Raw genomic sequence first — 13,632 nt, forward strand, 5'->3', positions numbered from 1 at the left:
TTTTTATTCGTCTTCTTTTTTCTTTTTCTCTAAATCATCAGATAATGAAGAGAAAGGTAAGTTTTTACCACTTGCTTCAGAACCATAAGTATCTAGTGCAACTTTACGCTCAATTTCTTCTAAAAGTTTAATACTTAATGTTGCTTTTCTTTTATCTATATCTAACTCTTGGATAGCACAGTCAATTCTTTCTCCACCTGTAAATCTAGCAGGTCTTGCATCAGCAGCATTAATAGCTATTGCAGATTTTTTAATAATGAAGTCCATTTCACAGCCCTCAGGTCTTACAACAAGACCTTTGTTGTCAGTTGAAATAATCTTAACAGTGATAGTTTGTTTAACCTTTTTATCATTAAACCAATCAAAAGGGTCTGGTTGAGTTTGACGTAAGCCAACTCTAACCTTTTGTTCTGCTGCTTTTACTTCTAACACTTTAACTTTTAATTTATCTCCAATTTTATATTTAGCTAATTCTTCTTCACCATTATTTAGGTAAGTTAAATCATTACAATGCAAGAAAGCATCAATATCTAAGCCATCAACTTTTAAGAAAATAGAATATTCATTTTTACTTGCAACTTCACCCTCAACCTCAGATCCAATTGGGTAAGTTTTTTCAAATGTTTCAAAAGGGTTATCAGTTGTTAAACGGTGAGATATTGCCACTCTTCTTTTTTCTTTATCGATTTCAGTGATTACACAATCAATTTCATCTCCAACTTTAAACATTTTTTTTGCAGAAATATTTTTTTTAGTCCAACTTAATTCACTTGAGTGCAATAAAGTTGATAATCCTTTTTCAAGCTCACAAAAAGCTCCAAAGTCCATAAGCTTAACGACTTTTACTTTATAGATTTTGTTTAGTTCGTAATTTGAAATGTTTTCAAAAGGGTCTGGTGTAAGCTGTTTTACTGAACAACCAACCTGAAGCTTTTCAAGATCAACACTGATTACTTTAAGGTCATGTTTCTCACCAATTGTAAAAACTTCATCAGGATGATTAACTCTTGAATAAGAAATTTCTTGTAAGTGAACTAAAACATCAAGCTCACCATTAACACTAAAAAAACAACCAAATGAACTATAGCCTTTTACTTCAGCACCTTTAATTATATCTCCAACTTTGAATTTTTCGACAATTTTAATTTTATCTTCTTTTTTAAATGATGAGATTATTTCTCTTCTAGAAACACATGCGTTTCCTCTAACTTTATCTAATTTTATTAGAGCAAATTTTTGAGGTTCATTCATTAAATGACTAATGTCTTTTAATGGTTTATCTGAAATTTGAGATCCAGGTAAAAACATTAAAGAACCAGTATCGATGTGTTCAACTATGCATCCACCTTTAACACGTCCAGTAATTTTACCCATGATAGGTTCATTTTTTTCATACGCTTCAACAAGTTTGTCCCAACCTTGAATTTTTTGAGCTTTTGAAGCTGATACTAGTACTTCACCTTTTTTATCTTCTAACCTTTCAAGAAGAACAGAAATTTTTTCACCCACTTTTGCTTTATCAAGCATACCCATGCTTTTTAATTCGTTAATATCCAAGATAGGCTCTGATTTTAAACCAGGTACTTCAAGAAATACAAAGTTATCAGTAACTTTGTTTACTACACCAGTAATAATTTTTCCTTCTTCAAGATTTGCTGTTTTAGTAAACTGTGAATTTAGTAATTGTTCGAATTCTTTAGAGGCAGGGTTTGAAAGGTCTTTATAAATTTCCATTAAGCTTTTAGTTTCCTATCCATAATTTGTTTAATTTTTAAAAAGCATGATCTTTTAGTTAAATTCGTGGTATTAATCAAGACCGAATCTCGAGTTCTCATAAGAGGTGAAACTTTTCTATTATAGTCACTTTTGTCACGGTTTTTGATACTTTTTAGGACTTCATTAAAAGATATTTTCTTATTTAGTCCTTTTAACTCTTTATACCTTCTTAAAGCTCTAGTCTTAGTATTTGCTGTTATAAAAAATTTAAAATCAGCATCAGGAATTATCTTATAAGTTATGTCTCTTCCATCTAAACAAGATCCATTATACTTTTTTGGAGGATGATAAGCGCTTTTAATTTGAAATGCATGAACAAGTTTTCTTATTTTTTTATCTTTTGATATAATTGATGCCATTGTTCCAACTTCATCTGATAATAATTTTTTATTTTGCAAATCTTTCATAGTTAATTTGAGCATCTTTTTTTTTATTAAACTATGACTATACTTATTTGGTTGAGTAAGTTTAATATTTGCAATTAATCTATAAATTTTTCCTGTATCTAAATAAAATAAGTTAAAATGTTTAGAAATTAATTTTGCTTGAGTGCCGGCACCTGCAGCAGCAGGCGAGTCTATTGCGATTTTAATTTTTTTTTTAAGCTTCATAGTGATGAATGGTTTATATTTTTAATTATCTTCAAAAAAGATGGAAAGGAAGTGTTGATAGAATCTTTATTGTGAATTTTCCATTTTCCACCAAAGGTTAAGGCAGCAATTGTACTCATCATAAAAACTCTATGATCCTTTAGATAGTTTTTAACAGTTATTGGTTTTTTTATTTCTAAATCAGGTTGTCCATAAATCTTAATAGAATCGTTTGTTAAATCTGTTTTTATACCCATCATATTTAAAATTTTCGAACCCCAAATTAATCTCGGACTTTCTTTTTGGTTTAGTTCTGAAAGGTCTTTAAAATAAGAAATACCTTTTGCTTTTGCGGCAATTAAAAAAATAACCAAAAATTCATCAATGGCACTACTATTTAATTCTACTGGACAATTAATAGCTTTAAGTTTTTTTGAACTTTTTATTAAAATATTAGAAATTTTTTCTCCCCTATAATTTTTTTGGTTTTCAAGTGTTATTTTGGCTCCCATTTTTTTTAAGATTGTAATAACTCCCACTCTAGAAGGATTGATATTTACATTCTTAATTAAAAGTTTTGAATTATCAGCAAGTGTTGTTAGTACCATAAAAAAAGCACTGGAACTTATGTCTCCTGGAATTTGATAATTGAAGGCATTAATTTTTTTTGGTTTTTTAATATCTATAAAATCAAACTTTTTAGTCTCTCTTACCTTGATTGGAATTTTTAAATATTTAAAAAGTAATTCTGTGTGATTTCTTGATTTCTTTGCTTTAATAGAGGTTGTTCCTGATGCATTTAGTGCTGCAAGCATTACGCTACTTTTGCATTGAGCTGAACCTTTGTTCTCAAAATATTTAATACCTTTTGCTGATTGTGTGCCAAGAATTGTTAAAGGTAGTTTATTCTTTATTTTATAATAAAATTTAACCCCAAATTTTCTTAGAGGTGTGGTTACTCTTGAAAAGTCTCTTTTAGATAAACTTTTGTCACCAATTATTTTTATTTTTTTTGTAGATTTAATTAAAAGACCTAAAATTAATCTACCAAGTGTTCCAGAATTTTTAGCATCTATTGTTAAATTTTTATTGTATTTAAAGCCATTAATCCCATTGCCTACTATTTCACAGTAATTTTTTTGTATCCGCACTTTTATGCCAAGTTTTTTGATGCTATCAATTGCAGCTAATACATCTTCTGACATTAAAAGGTTGTAACCTTTTGATTTTCCAATTGCTTGAGAAGATAAAAGAACCCATCTTATACTTAAACTCTTATCTCCACTAACTTGTATTTGTTTATTAAATTTTTTTATTTTATCTTTAATTATGAGTGTTTTTGACATGCTTTAATTAAATTTAAAAGAGTCACCGAAATAAGCATTTTTGGCCTCAGTGTTATTAATCAAATCATTAGGAGATCCTTGCGCTACAATCTTACAGTTTGATAAAATGACTGCTACATCTACACAAGAAAGAAGATCTCGCGCTTGGTGATCACAAATACAAATAGTTATGTTGCTTTCTGTTTGTAAATTAACAATGATTTCCTGTAGCATCTTAATAGTCAGAACATCTAGTGCTGCGAAACACTCATCAAGTAAAAGCACCTTTGGGTCACTTAATAAGGCAAGAGCAATTACTAGCTTCTTTTTTTGTCCACCAGATAGAAACTTTGCTTTTATATCTCTGATAGCGTCTAATTCAAATTTAGCTATAAGCATATCAATCTTATGATGAATTAAATTTTTATCGTCGATTACGATTTCTGCTATTGCTTTTAAATTTTCTAATAAAGTAAGATCACTAAAATAACCACCGTATTGAGGAACATACCCAATTCTAAATTTTGTTGTTCTCAAATATATCGGGTAATCAACAACATCAATCCCCTCAAATTTAATTTTACCAAAGTCAGGTTTAATTAAACCTGTGATTAAATTAAAAATTGTTGATTTCCCAACTCCATTTGGTCCTAACATTCCTAAAATTTGTCCATGATTAATCTTAAAGCTTACGTTGTCTAAAATTTTTCTCTTACCAAATGATAATGATATATTTTCTAGAGAGATAAAGGGCTGAGGGTTTTTAAAAGATTTAATCCTAAATTTTTTTATTACACCCATATTACTTAGTTCCTTCGATTAATACTTTTTTTCCAGTATCATTCATAAAAATTTTAGTGTCTTTAGTAGTAAGATTCATTTCAATTTTATCAGCATATAAATTTGTTTTTTCTCCAGCATAAACGACATTTTCAGTAAATGTCCCAAGATTACTTAAAAAGGAAAAATCCAAGTATTCTCCTGATATCTTATGTCTTGGGTAAATAACTATTACATTTTCAGAAAAAATAGTATCATAATTTTTTGAATTATATTTGCCAAAATTAGAAGTAATTTTAACTGTGTCTGAATCTTTTATAAAAATAAAAGCTACAACGTCTCTTAAAAACATCACGTCAGAATTTTCAACTTTAATTTCAGCTTGTTTTGCAGTGATCTGATATTTATTACCTTTAGCATCAGTAGAAACATAATTAATATCATCAATATAGGTTGAGTTGCTATTTTGATTTTCATCAATTTTTTCTTTAACTTGAGTTTCCTTTACATCTTCAAAATTCTCAGTGAAGTACTTTAAATAAAACCATAATGAAATGAAGATAATGACAAGAACCATTATAGCTTGTAGGCCTGTTTTTTTATTCATTTAACGAATATTTGAATGAAGTATGTTGTGAATATGTAAAATTCCAACTGTCTTTTTTTTGTTTTTATCTTTGTGAACACATAATGAAGTGATTTTCTTTGCATTCATTATAGATAAAGCTTTTTCAGCAAGAGTGTCTAGATTGATGCTTATAGGGTTTTTGGTCATAACTTTTTTGACAGATAGATCTTGGAGATTATTGCTCATTGCATTAACTCTTCTAATTTGGCCATCAGTAATTATTCCTGTAGTGATTTTCTTATTATTTTGAACAATTAAAGTACCAAGTTTTTTATTTGAAATAATTTGTAAAGCTTTTTTCATATTCAAGTTTTCATTTACGAATGGAATTTTGTTTCCTGTGATCATTAATTCTTCAACAGTTCTAAGTTGTGCGCCAAGATTTCCAGAGGGATGAAATTTTTTAAAATCTTTTTTATTAATATTTTTTTTATTTAAAACTGCTACTGCCAACGCATCACCTATGCTCAATTGATTAATTGTGCTTGAAGTTGGAACGATACCAAGACCTGCCTCAGTTACTTCTGGAATAAGGAGTTTGATATCAGACGCTTTGTATAATATCGAATTTTTTTTAGACATTATTCCTATTAGAGTGATTTTATTTCGATTTGCATATTTAATAATATTTTTTAACTCTTCTGTGGAACCAGAATAACTTATCAAAATTAAAATATCTTTTTTTGAAATACTACCAAGATCACCATGAGAACAGTCATTTGCAGATAGTGAAAATGAAGGTGTGCCAACAGAGGAAAGTGTTGCTGAAATTTTTGCTGCTATTAATCCACTTTTGCCTACCCCACATAATATCACTTTTGATTGACAGTTTGCCAACGATTCTACCGCTTCACTAAAAGAATTATTAATTGAATCTTTTAATTTTTTTAAAGCTTTGATTTCAAGATCAATTACACTCTTTGCAATTTTTTTATAATTTCTTTTTTTCATTTAATGAGACCATATATCGTCTTTAAATAAAGCCAAATCAAGATCAACTCTAGTTTTTAAAAATGCTAAACAGCTTTTATATAAATCAATTCGTTTTTCCCTTATGAGAATTTTGTTTAATTCTTCATGAATTTTATGCAAATAAATAACATCATTGGCACAATATTTTAATTGTGCTGGAGATAGCTCCCCTCCAAAATCTGAACTTTGAAATTGTTTACTTACATCAACGTTCATAAATTCTTTAATCAAAGTTTTTAGGGAGTGACTATCAGAATAGGATCTTGCTAATTTAGAGGCAATTTTTGTGTCTAAAATATTATTAGTTTCTGTTTTCAGGTAATGCTTAATGTGAGCCATGTCCGCCCTACCATAGTGAAATATTTTGGTGATGGATTCGTCAGAAAGAACTTTATTTAAGTTTGGAGCATCATATTTTTCCCTATCAAGCTGGATAATATGAGCATCAGATTTACCAGTTGATATTTGAATAAGACATAAAGGATCACGTTTAACATTGAGACCCATAAACTCTCCATCAACCGCTATAATATTGCCTAAATCTAAATCTTCTGGTAGATCACTCTTGTGAAGTTTAATATCAATATTCATTTTTAATTATATATATATGAAAGCAAAAAATTGTCTAATTTTTGGCGGTAGTGGTCAAATAGGTCGTCATTTAATAAGAAAGCTTACTAAAAATAATTATAAAGTAACTGTGGTTACTAGAAACCTTCATCAAAAAGGATATGCAATAAAAACTCAAGCTAATGCAGGTTACATAGACATTGTTGAAGCTAATATCTTTGATGAAAAAAAAATTAGAAAGCTTTTCTCTCAAACTGATATTTGTATAAATTTAATTGGTATTTTATATGAAAGTGGCAAGGGCAATACTTTCAAAAATATTCACTCTATTTTTCCATCTATTTTATCTAAACTTTGTAAGGAATATAAAGTTCAGCAATTTATTCATTTGTCAGCATTAGGGATAAATAATGCACCAGACTCAGAGTATGCAAAAAGTAAATTAGATGGCGAACTTAATATTCAAAAAAATTTTCCTTTAGCAACAATATTAAGGCCTTCTGTAGTTTATTCAGTTGATGATAATTTTACTACGTCTTTTATGACTTTACTCAGTAGACTTCCATTTTTCCCTCTTTATTATAATGGATCAACTAAATTTGCTCCAATACATTGTTCGGATTTAACTGATACCATTTATCATGTTGTCTCTAAAAATATTTACTCGAAAATTATAGAGTGTGTTGGGTATGACATCTTATCCTTAAAAGAAATTTTAAAAAAATTATTATATTTAATAGATAAAAAAAGATTATTAGTACCATTACCTCTTTTTGTAGCAACTATGTCTGCTAAAGTTTTTCAATTATTTCCAAAACCACTCCTAACAATAGATCAGCTTACGCTTTTAAAATATGATAATGTTCCTTCAGGTAAATATCAAACTAATGCTGATATTGGGGTTCCAAGTACAAGAGTATTTGATAATGAAGTAGAAAAATATAGCTATATGTGGAGAGAAGGTGGGCAATTTTCTACAAAAAAATATAACCCTGCTAATTCTTAATAGAATTTCCTATACTAAAATTGTATGATTATTTATGATAATTAATATTATTTATTTTTTAATATTCTCAATTTTCTCTTACCTAATTTATCTAATCATAAAATCTCTGATTAGAGGATTTAATGGAAAGAATAAGAAATAAAAAATTAAGATTAATTAAATTAAAAAATTATTAAGCAGTATTAATTTTTTTATCAATATACTGAGGTGACTCTTCATCTTTATCAGCTACAGGCTCTTCTTTTCTTCCTTTTGGCTGATAGGCATATAGTAAATGAAGTTTGCAATATGAAAAATCTTTTAAAGACGATCGTCCACAAAAATAAAATGATTGTTCTTCAGGATGACCTATAGGCCACTTACAAGAGCTCTCATCTAGTTCCTCTAATTTCTTAGGATTTTCTGGTTCAAAGTCTTTTTCAATAATTAAGGATTGAAACTTACTTTTTCTGCCTCTTTTTTGCTTAGAAGAATTTTCTTCTGAACTATTATCAAAATTTTGGCTTGAAGATGCATTTCTAGTTTTAATTTTTGATGATAAATTTAATCTATGAGCTTTACCAATTACTGCATTTCTACTAATACCACCGATTATTTCAGCTATTTGGCTTGCAGTGCTTCCTTTGCCCCAAAGTTCTTTTAACTTTTCTACCTTTTCTTCGTTCCAGCTCATATTCTATATTTAGTATGTTAATTAAATTTTATAACTATATACAGATCACACAAGATTAAAAAAAAGACAATGGATTTTTCTGTTTTATACACATCTTTTTTTAAAATTTATATATGATTACTTATGGTTGAATTGGATAAAAAATATCATATCGGAGTTAAAAAGTTTGGCTTTGTAAATTGGATTGGCTTTAAAAGCCTATGGCTTAAAGAGTGTAACAGGTTCATGGCAGTTTGGCAGCAAACTTTGCTATCTCCACTTGTTTCAAGTTTACTATTTTTATCAGTTTTGTCCCTAGCTTTAGGCAATAATAGAGGAGATGTGCTTGGCTATTCTTTCATAAATTTTTTAGCGCCTGGTTTAATTGCAATGAGCATTTTAACACAATCATTTAGTCATTCTGTTTCTTCACTAATGATAGGAAAAATTCAAGGAAACATTGTTGATATGCTCTATGCACCATTATCAGCCCTTGAAGTGTCAATGGCAATAATACTGGCTGCTTTAACGAGAAGTTTTTTAATAGCTATAATTTCAATAGCTGTCTTTTCATTAATAGTTGATATCACAATTTATAATATTTTTTATATTTTTGTCTTTGGTTTTTTAGGAGCATTTATTTTGGGAAGCTTAGGTTTTATTACCGGTCTTTGGGCTGAAAAATTTGATCATACGGCAACAGTCACTAATTTTGTTATTACACCCCTAAGTTTTTTATCTGGAGTATTTTATTCAATAGATAAACTTCCACAATTTTTTCAAACGATAAGTCATATTAATCCATTTTTTTATATGATCGATGGGTTTAGATATGGCTTCTTAGGAAAATCAGATGGATCGATAACAGTAGGCTTAATCTATCTAATTATATTAAGTGTTCTCATGTGGTATGTTGCTTTTCTTCTTTACAAAAAAGGTTATAAAATTAAATCTTAGTTAATGAGCGCTTTAGCAAAAAATTATAATAGAAAAAAAATCTCTTTTAAATATGGTAAGGGAAGTTTTTTATATTCTACTAATGGAAAAAAATATTTAGACTTTGTTCAGGGAATAGCAGTAAATTCCTTGGGGCATGCAAACCCATATTTAATAAAAGCAGTTAACAAACAATCTAAAAAACTTTGGCATGTTTCTAATGCATTTATTATTCCAGAGGGAGAAAAATTGGCTAAAAGATTGGCAAAAAAAACTTTTGCAGATTTTATTATTTTTCAAAATAGTGGAGCAGAAGCCACAGAAGCAGCAATTAAAGTTGCTAGAAGATATTTTTATTCGATAGGACAACCTTCAAAAAATAGAATTCTTTGTGTTAAAAATTCATTTCATGGAAGAACATTAGCTACAATTTATGCTAGTGGATCAAAGAAGATGACGGAGGGCTTTGGACCGAAAGTTGATGGATTTGACCATTTTGAATTTGGAAATCATAAAGATTTTAAAAAAAAAATAACAAAAAAAACGGCTGCTATTATGGTTGAAACTGTGATGGGAGAAGGAGGAATTAAAGTTATACCCAATTGGTGTTTAAAAGAATTAAGAAAAATTTGTGATAAGAAAAAAATTTTATTAATTTTAGATGAAGTCCAGTGTGGAATTGGAAGAAGTGGAAATTTTTTTGCATTTGAAAATTCGAAAATTAAGCCCGATATTGTTCCAATAGCAAAAGGAATTGGAGGTGGGTTTCCGTTAGGTGCAGTTTTAATGAATAAAAAGGTAGCATCAGGAATGACAGCTGGAACTCATGGGTCAACATTTGGTGGCAACCCACTAGCTATGTCTGTTGGAAATGCAGTTTTAGATCAAATATTAAAAAAAGGATTTCTTTCAAATGTTAAAAAATTATCAAAATACTTTCATTCAGAATTAAATATATTGAGAAAAAAGTTTCCTAAAATAATTAAAGAAGTAAGAGGTGTTGGTTTATTAATAGGATTACAACTTCATAATGATCAAACAAAATTTATACAGAAACTAATGGATAATAAATTATTAACAATTAGAGCGGCTGAAAATGTTATTAGAATATTACCTCCTCTTAATGTTAAAAAAGAAGAAATAAAAATAGCAATAAATATTATTAAAAAAGTGTGTTCTACTTATAAATAAATATGAAACATTTCATCAACCTTAAAGATATACCTTCAGCAGACCTTAAAAAAATCATCATTGATGCAAAGAACAGAAAACAAAAAAGAAAAAATTATAACACTCTAGAAGTTGATAAAGATAAACCTTTAAAAGGCAAGTTACTCATTCAAATGTTTGAAAAAGCAAGTTTGAGAACGCGATTAAGTTTTTACCTTGCAATAAAACAACTAGGTGGAGGAACTATAACACTTAGAGCTAACGAATTACACCTAGGAAAAGGTGGGGAAAGTCTAGCAGATACTGCTAAAATTTTATCAACTTATGGGGATGGTTTTATGCTGAGAACTGACAGTGATAAAAAAATAGAAGAATTTAGCAGATACTTAAAGATACCAGTAATAAATGGTCTAAGTCCATCGTCTCATCCAACACAAGTGCTATCAGATATTTTTACAGTTGAAGAAATTAAAAAAAAATCTATTTCCAAATTAAATATTTGTTGGATTGGAGATTCTAATAATGTTCTAAATAGTTTGATTGCTGCTTCAGTTAAATTTTCTTTCAACTTAAATATTGGTTGTCCCAAGAATTATGGGCCTAAAAAATTTGTATTAGATTGGGTAAAAAAAAATAAAAGAAAAATTCACATCTTTTATGATGCTAAAAAAGCAGTTAAAAATGCTGATGTAATTTTTTCAGATAAAGTAATTTCATTGAACGATAAAGTTAATAAAAATAAAAAAATTAAAGATTTTAGAAACTTTCAAATCAATTCAAAATTGATGAGTTTTGCTAAAAAAGATACAACTTTTTTACACTGTCTTCCAAGGGGAGAAGAGGTTGCAGCAGATGTTTTTTTGGGAAAAAATTCTGAAGTATGGCTGCAGGCTCTAAATAGAGTGCATGTTCAAAAAAGTATTTTATTATATTGTTTTGGTAAATTAAGGTAGCTGTTTAGGGCTATCACTATTTTGATTTAGGTACTTAATAATCGAGGCTCTATCTGCTTCTTTTCTCAAGCCAGCGTAAGACATTTTTGTTCCTTTCAAATATGAGCTAGGTTTTGTTAAAAAACCATTGAGTTCTTCAAAAGTCCAGTCTTTACCATATGAGGCTAAAGTTTTAGAATATTTGTAGTCTTCTACAGCACCTACTTTACTGCCCACTACGTTATAAAGAGCAGGACCAATTTTATTTGGACCACCTTTTTCAATAGAGTGACATGCTGCACATTTTTTAAAAATTTTTTCACCTGAAGTTACATCGCCTAGAGCCATTATAGCGGCAATGTCTACTTTTTGCTCAACTTCAGCAACTTGAGATACTGTGGAAGCTGGTTGTCCTTCTACTTCAACTTGATACCCTGGATTTTCTGGTTTATTTACATGAAAGACACCGTCGGCAACTTTTCCTAAACCAATTACAAGAAGTGCAACCATTAAAATAGCAGCAATAATTTTATTAAGCTCGAACGAATCCATATAAATTTTATTATTTTGCAGATATAACATGATAATTAAAAAAATACTTAATTTTTAATTTTTAATTTTGCGTCTGTTAGACGCACAAATTGGTAAATTTATAATGACTAAAACATTAATATTAATTCCATCAAGAATGTTAGCAAGTAGATTGCCAGGTAAACCACTTTTAACAATTAATAATTTATCAATAATTTCTCATGTTTTTAAGAGGGCAGAAGAAACAAATATTGGCGAGGTAGTAGTAGCAACCGAAGATCAAGAAATACTCGATGATGTTGAAAAAAATGGTGGTAGAGCTGTTTTGACGAGTAACACTCACAAAACTGGCACAGATAGAATTTTTGAGGCTTACGAAAAGCTTAATATTAAAGACATTGATTTTATATTAAACCTGCAAGGGGATGAACCAAATATCAATAAAAATGATATTATAAATTTAAATAACTTTATGATTAATAGTAATTCTGGAATTGGAACGCTAGCTGCAGAAATTAAAAATGATAAAATGTTAATTGATCAAAATGTAGTTAAGGTTATTACAGAAACAAAATTAGAAAAGAATAATTTTCCAACAGCATTAAATTTTACTAGAGATGGTTTTTCAAGAAATGATCAAAATATTTATCATCATATTGGAATCTATTCATATAAAACAAGTACATTAAAAAAATTTGTTAGTCTGGATCAAACATTTAAAGAAAAAAAAAATAGATTAGAACAGTTAAGAGCATTAGATAATGATCTGAAAATCAACGTTGCTTTGGCAAACTTTTCTCCCATTGGTGTAGATACAAAAGAAGATTATCTAGCTATAAAAAAAATTATGGAATATAAATCCTAAAATGACCAAAATTTATTTTCAAGGAACATTCGGTGCTTATTCACATTTAGCAGCGCTAGAAATAAATCCTAAAGCAGAAATAATTCCATGTAAGACATTTGATGAATGTTTTTTAAAAACATCTCAAGATAAAAATTCGAGAATGGTAATTCCAGAATCAAATCGAATTACAGGAAATATTGGAATCGAATATCTTATTTTTAAGTATAGACTTAATATTTATGCAGAACATTTTCAAAAAATTGAACATAATTTATTAGGACAGCCAGATAGCAATTTAAGTGATATCAAAGATGTTTATTCTCATGCTCAAGCTTTATCACAATGCTCTAAATTTATTAAAAAAAATAATTTAGTTGAACATATTCGTGCAGATACTGCTGGTTCAGCTGAGACAATTTCAAAGTCTAAAATTAAAACAGAAGCTGCAATTGCCTCTACTTTAAGTGCTGAAATTTATGATCTAAAAATACTTTCAAAAAATATTGAAAATGAAAAAGGAAATGCTACGAGGTTTTTGGTAATGGGTAATGAAGTTTTACAGCCTGATTTTGGTGATAAAAAATACATAACTTCTTTTCTATTTAAGTTAAAAAGTAAGCCTGCAGCTCTCTATCAATCATTAGGTGGCTTTGCGATCAATGGAGTTAACCTTACAAAACTTCAAAGCTATCCAGAGCAAAATTCCTTTGAGTCATATTTTTTCTTATGTGATTTAGAGGGACACATAGACAATTCAAAAGTACAAAAGTCTTTAGAAGAATTAGGACTTCATTGCCAAGATTTTCACGTACTAGGTGTTTTTGAGGCTGATAAGTTTAGAGAAAAATAACTTAGAAACTTTTCTTGTAGAATAGAAAACATTACTGTTATAATAGTTTTGGAGGCTAGAGGTGGAT

The 13,632-nt window shown here is 28.8% G+C and carries 15 protein-coding genes; 6 read left to right on the forward strand and 9 right to left on the reverse strand.

Going from position 1 to position 13,632, the window contains the following annotated elements; genetic code table 11:
* Positions 1-3 precede the first annotated feature (3 nt).
* From AC5SL0_RS00440 to AC5SL0_RS00470, 7 genes are read right to left on the reverse strand one after another with little or no spacing between them, the layout of a single operon-like run.
* Entirely contained in the window at positions 4-1,734 is a 1,731-nt protein-coding gene (locus AC5SL0_RS00440) for a S1 RNA-binding domain-containing protein (RefSeq protein ID WP_006997411.1), read from the reverse strand.
* Entirely contained in the window at positions 1,734-2,387 is a 654-nt protein-coding gene (locus AC5SL0_RS00445) for a (d)CMP kinase (RefSeq protein WP_020169046.1), read from the reverse strand. Before AC5SL0_RS00445 ends, AC5SL0_RS00440 begins: the two co-directional genes overlap by 1 nt.
* Positions 2,384-3,712: a 3-phosphoshikimate 1-carboxyvinyltransferase gene (gene aroA / locus AC5SL0_RS00450; RefSeq protein ID WP_494618314.1), complete on the reverse strand. Its 1,329-nt coding sequence runs from the start codon at positions 3,710-3,712 to the stop codon at positions 2,384-2,386. The genes AC5SL0_RS00445 and aroA overlap by 4 nt, the downstream gene beginning before the upstream one ends.
* A gap of 3 nt (positions 3,713-3,715) precedes the next feature.
* Positions 3,716-4,492 (reverse strand): ATP-binding cassette domain-containing protein, encoded by a 777-nt coding sequence (locus AC5SL0_RS00455; RefSeq protein ID WP_006997408.1) that lies wholly within the window; start codon positions 4,490-4,492, stop codon positions 3,716-3,718.
* A gap of 1 nt (position 4,493) precedes the next feature.
* Entirely contained in the window at positions 4,494-5,078 is a 585-nt protein-coding gene (lptC, locus tag AC5SL0_RS00460) for an LPS export ABC transporter periplasmic protein LptC (RefSeq protein ID WP_494618316.1), read from the reverse strand.
* Positions 5,079-6,050: a KpsF/GutQ family sugar-phosphate isomerase gene (locus tag AC5SL0_RS00465; protein ID WP_494618318.1), complete on the reverse strand. Its 972-nt coding sequence runs from the start codon at positions 6,048-6,050 to the stop codon at positions 5,079-5,081.
* On the reverse strand, positions 6,051-6,662 hold the full coding sequence (locus AC5SL0_RS00470; protein ID WP_494618319.1) for a ribonuclease D: 612 nt from the start codon (positions 6,660-6,662) through the stop codon (positions 6,051-6,053).
* A 16-nt stretch (positions 6,663-6,678) separates the two neighbouring features.
* Here AC5SL0_RS00470 and AC5SL0_RS00475 point away from each other — a divergent pair, with 16 nt between their 5' ends.
* Positions 6,679-7,647, forward strand: coding sequence for a complex I NDUFA9 subunit family protein (locus AC5SL0_RS00475; protein WP_494618320.1), 969 nt, complete (start codon positions 6,679-6,681; stop codon positions 7,645-7,647).
* Positions 7,648-7,819: 172 nt separating this feature from the next.
* Here the strand turns inward: AC5SL0_RS00475 and AC5SL0_RS00480 are convergent, their stop codons facing one another.
* The gene (locus AC5SL0_RS00480) at positions 7,820-8,320 is read right to left on the reverse strand and encodes a GcrA family cell cycle regulator (protein WP_494618322.1); all 501 of its coding nucleotides are present in this window, start codon (positions 8,318-8,320) and stop codon (positions 7,820-7,822) included.
* A 123-nt stretch (positions 8,321-8,443) separates the two neighbouring features.
* Here AC5SL0_RS00480 and AC5SL0_RS00485 point away from each other — a divergent pair, with 123 nt between their 5' ends.
* Genes AC5SL0_RS00485 through argF form a run of 3 tightly spaced genes read left to right on the forward strand, consistent with a single transcriptional unit; the run spans position 8,444 to position 11,358 of the window.
* The gene (locus AC5SL0_RS00485) at positions 8,444-9,256 is read left to right on the forward strand and encodes an ABC transporter permease (protein ID WP_271623068.1); all 813 of its coding nucleotides are present in this window, start codon (positions 8,444-8,446) and stop codon (positions 9,254-9,256) included.
* A gap of 3 nt (positions 9,257-9,259) precedes the next feature.
* A complete protein-coding gene (locus AC5SL0_RS00490; protein ID WP_494618323.1) occupies positions 9,260-10,426 on the forward strand; it encodes an aspartate aminotransferase family protein in 1,167 nt (388 codons plus the stop codon).
* Between the two features lie 2 nt (positions 10,427-10,428).
* Complete coding sequence (argF, locus tag AC5SL0_RS00495) at positions 10,429-11,358, forward strand: ornithine carbamoyltransferase (RefSeq protein WP_011281757.1); 930 nt, start codon at positions 10,429-10,431, stop codon at positions 11,356-11,358.
* On the opposite strand, the gene AC5SL0_RS00500 is transcribed toward argF, so the two are convergent.
* Complete coding sequence (locus AC5SL0_RS00500) at positions 11,350-11,889, reverse strand: c-type cytochrome (RefSeq protein ID WP_271626137.1); 540 nt, start codon at positions 11,887-11,889, stop codon at positions 11,350-11,352. The two genes, argF and AC5SL0_RS00500, sit on opposite strands and share 9 nt — an antisense overlap.
* Positions 11,890-11,992: 103 nt before the next feature.
* Here AC5SL0_RS00500 and kdsB point away from each other — a divergent pair, with 103 nt between their 5' ends.
* The gene (kdsB, locus tag AC5SL0_RS00505) at positions 11,993-12,733 is read left to right on the forward strand and encodes a 3-deoxy-manno-octulosonate cytidylyltransferase (protein WP_494618324.1); all 741 of its coding nucleotides are present in this window, start codon (positions 11,993-11,995) and stop codon (positions 12,731-12,733) included.
* Between the two features lies 1 nt (position 12,734).
* Positions 12,735-13,565 carry a prephenate dehydratase gene (locus AC5SL0_RS00510; RefSeq protein ID WP_494618325.1) on the forward strand — a complete coding sequence of 277 codons (831 nt, stop codon included), beginning with the start codon at positions 12,735-12,737 and terminating at the stop codon, positions 13,563-13,565.
* The last annotated feature ends 67 nt before the right edge of the window (positions 13,566-13,632 follow it).

It is taken from the genome of Candidatus Pelagibacter sp. PS_16 (assembly GCF_059417965.1).

What these genes read in the sequence shown, in the direction of transcription:
- AC5SL0_RS00490 (WP_494618323.1), top strand. Translation starts at nt 9,260, where the DNA reads ATGAGCGCTTTAGCAAAAAATTATAATAGAAAAAAAATCTCTTTTAAA.
- AC5SL0_RS00500 (WP_271626137.1), bottom strand. Translation starts at nt 11,889, where the DNA reads ATGGATTCGTTCGAGCTTAATAAAATTATTGCTGCTATTTTAATGGTT.
- argF (WP_011281757.1), top strand. Translation starts at nt 10,429, where the DNA reads ATGAAACATTTCATCAACCTTAAAGATATACCTTCAGCAGACCTTAAA.
- lptC (WP_494618316.1), bottom strand. Translation starts at nt 5,078, where the DNA reads ATGAATAAAAAAACAGGCCTACAAGCTATAATGGTTCTTGTCATTATC.
- AC5SL0_RS00485 (WP_271623068.1), top strand. Translation starts at nt 8,444, where the DNA reads ATGGTTGAATTGGATAAAAAATATCATATCGGAGTTAAAAAGTTTGGC.
- aroA (WP_494618314.1), bottom strand. Translation starts at nt 3,712, where the DNA reads ATGTCAAAAACACTCATAATTAAAGATAAAATAAAAAAATTTAATAAA.
- kdsB (WP_494618324.1), top strand. Translation starts at nt 11,993, where the DNA reads ATGACTAAAACATTAATATTAATTCCATCAAGAATGTTAGCAAGTAGA.
- AC5SL0_RS00440 (WP_006997411.1), bottom strand. Translation starts at nt 1,734, where the DNA reads ATGGAAATTTATAAAGACCTTTCAAACCCTGCCTCTAAAGAATTCGAA.
- AC5SL0_RS00475 (WP_494618320.1), top strand. Translation starts at nt 6,679, where the DNA reads ATGAAAGCAAAAAATTGTCTAATTTTTGGCGGTAGTGGTCAAATAGGT.
- AC5SL0_RS00470 (WP_494618319.1), bottom strand. Translation starts at nt 6,662, where the DNA reads ATGAATATTGATATTAAACTTCACAAGAGTGATCTACCAGAAGATTTA.
- AC5SL0_RS00455 (WP_006997408.1), bottom strand. Translation starts at nt 4,492, where the DNA reads ATGGGTGTAATAAAAAAATTTAGGATTAAATCTTTTAAAAACCCTCAG.
- AC5SL0_RS00465 (WP_494618318.1), bottom strand. Translation starts at nt 6,050, where the DNA reads ATGAAAAAAAGAAATTATAAAAAAATTGCAAAGAGTGTAATTGATCTT.
- AC5SL0_RS00510 (WP_494618325.1), top strand. Translation starts at nt 12,735, where the DNA reads ATGACCAAAATTTATTTTCAAGGAACATTCGGTGCTTATTCACATTTA.
- AC5SL0_RS00480 (WP_494618322.1), bottom strand. Translation starts at nt 8,320, where the DNA reads ATGAGCTGGAACGAAGAAAAGGTAGAAAAGTTAAAAGAACTTTGGGGC.
- AC5SL0_RS00445 (WP_020169046.1), bottom strand. Translation starts at nt 2,387, where the DNA reads ATGAAGCTTAAAAAAAAAATTAAAATCGCAATAGACTCGCCTGCTGCT.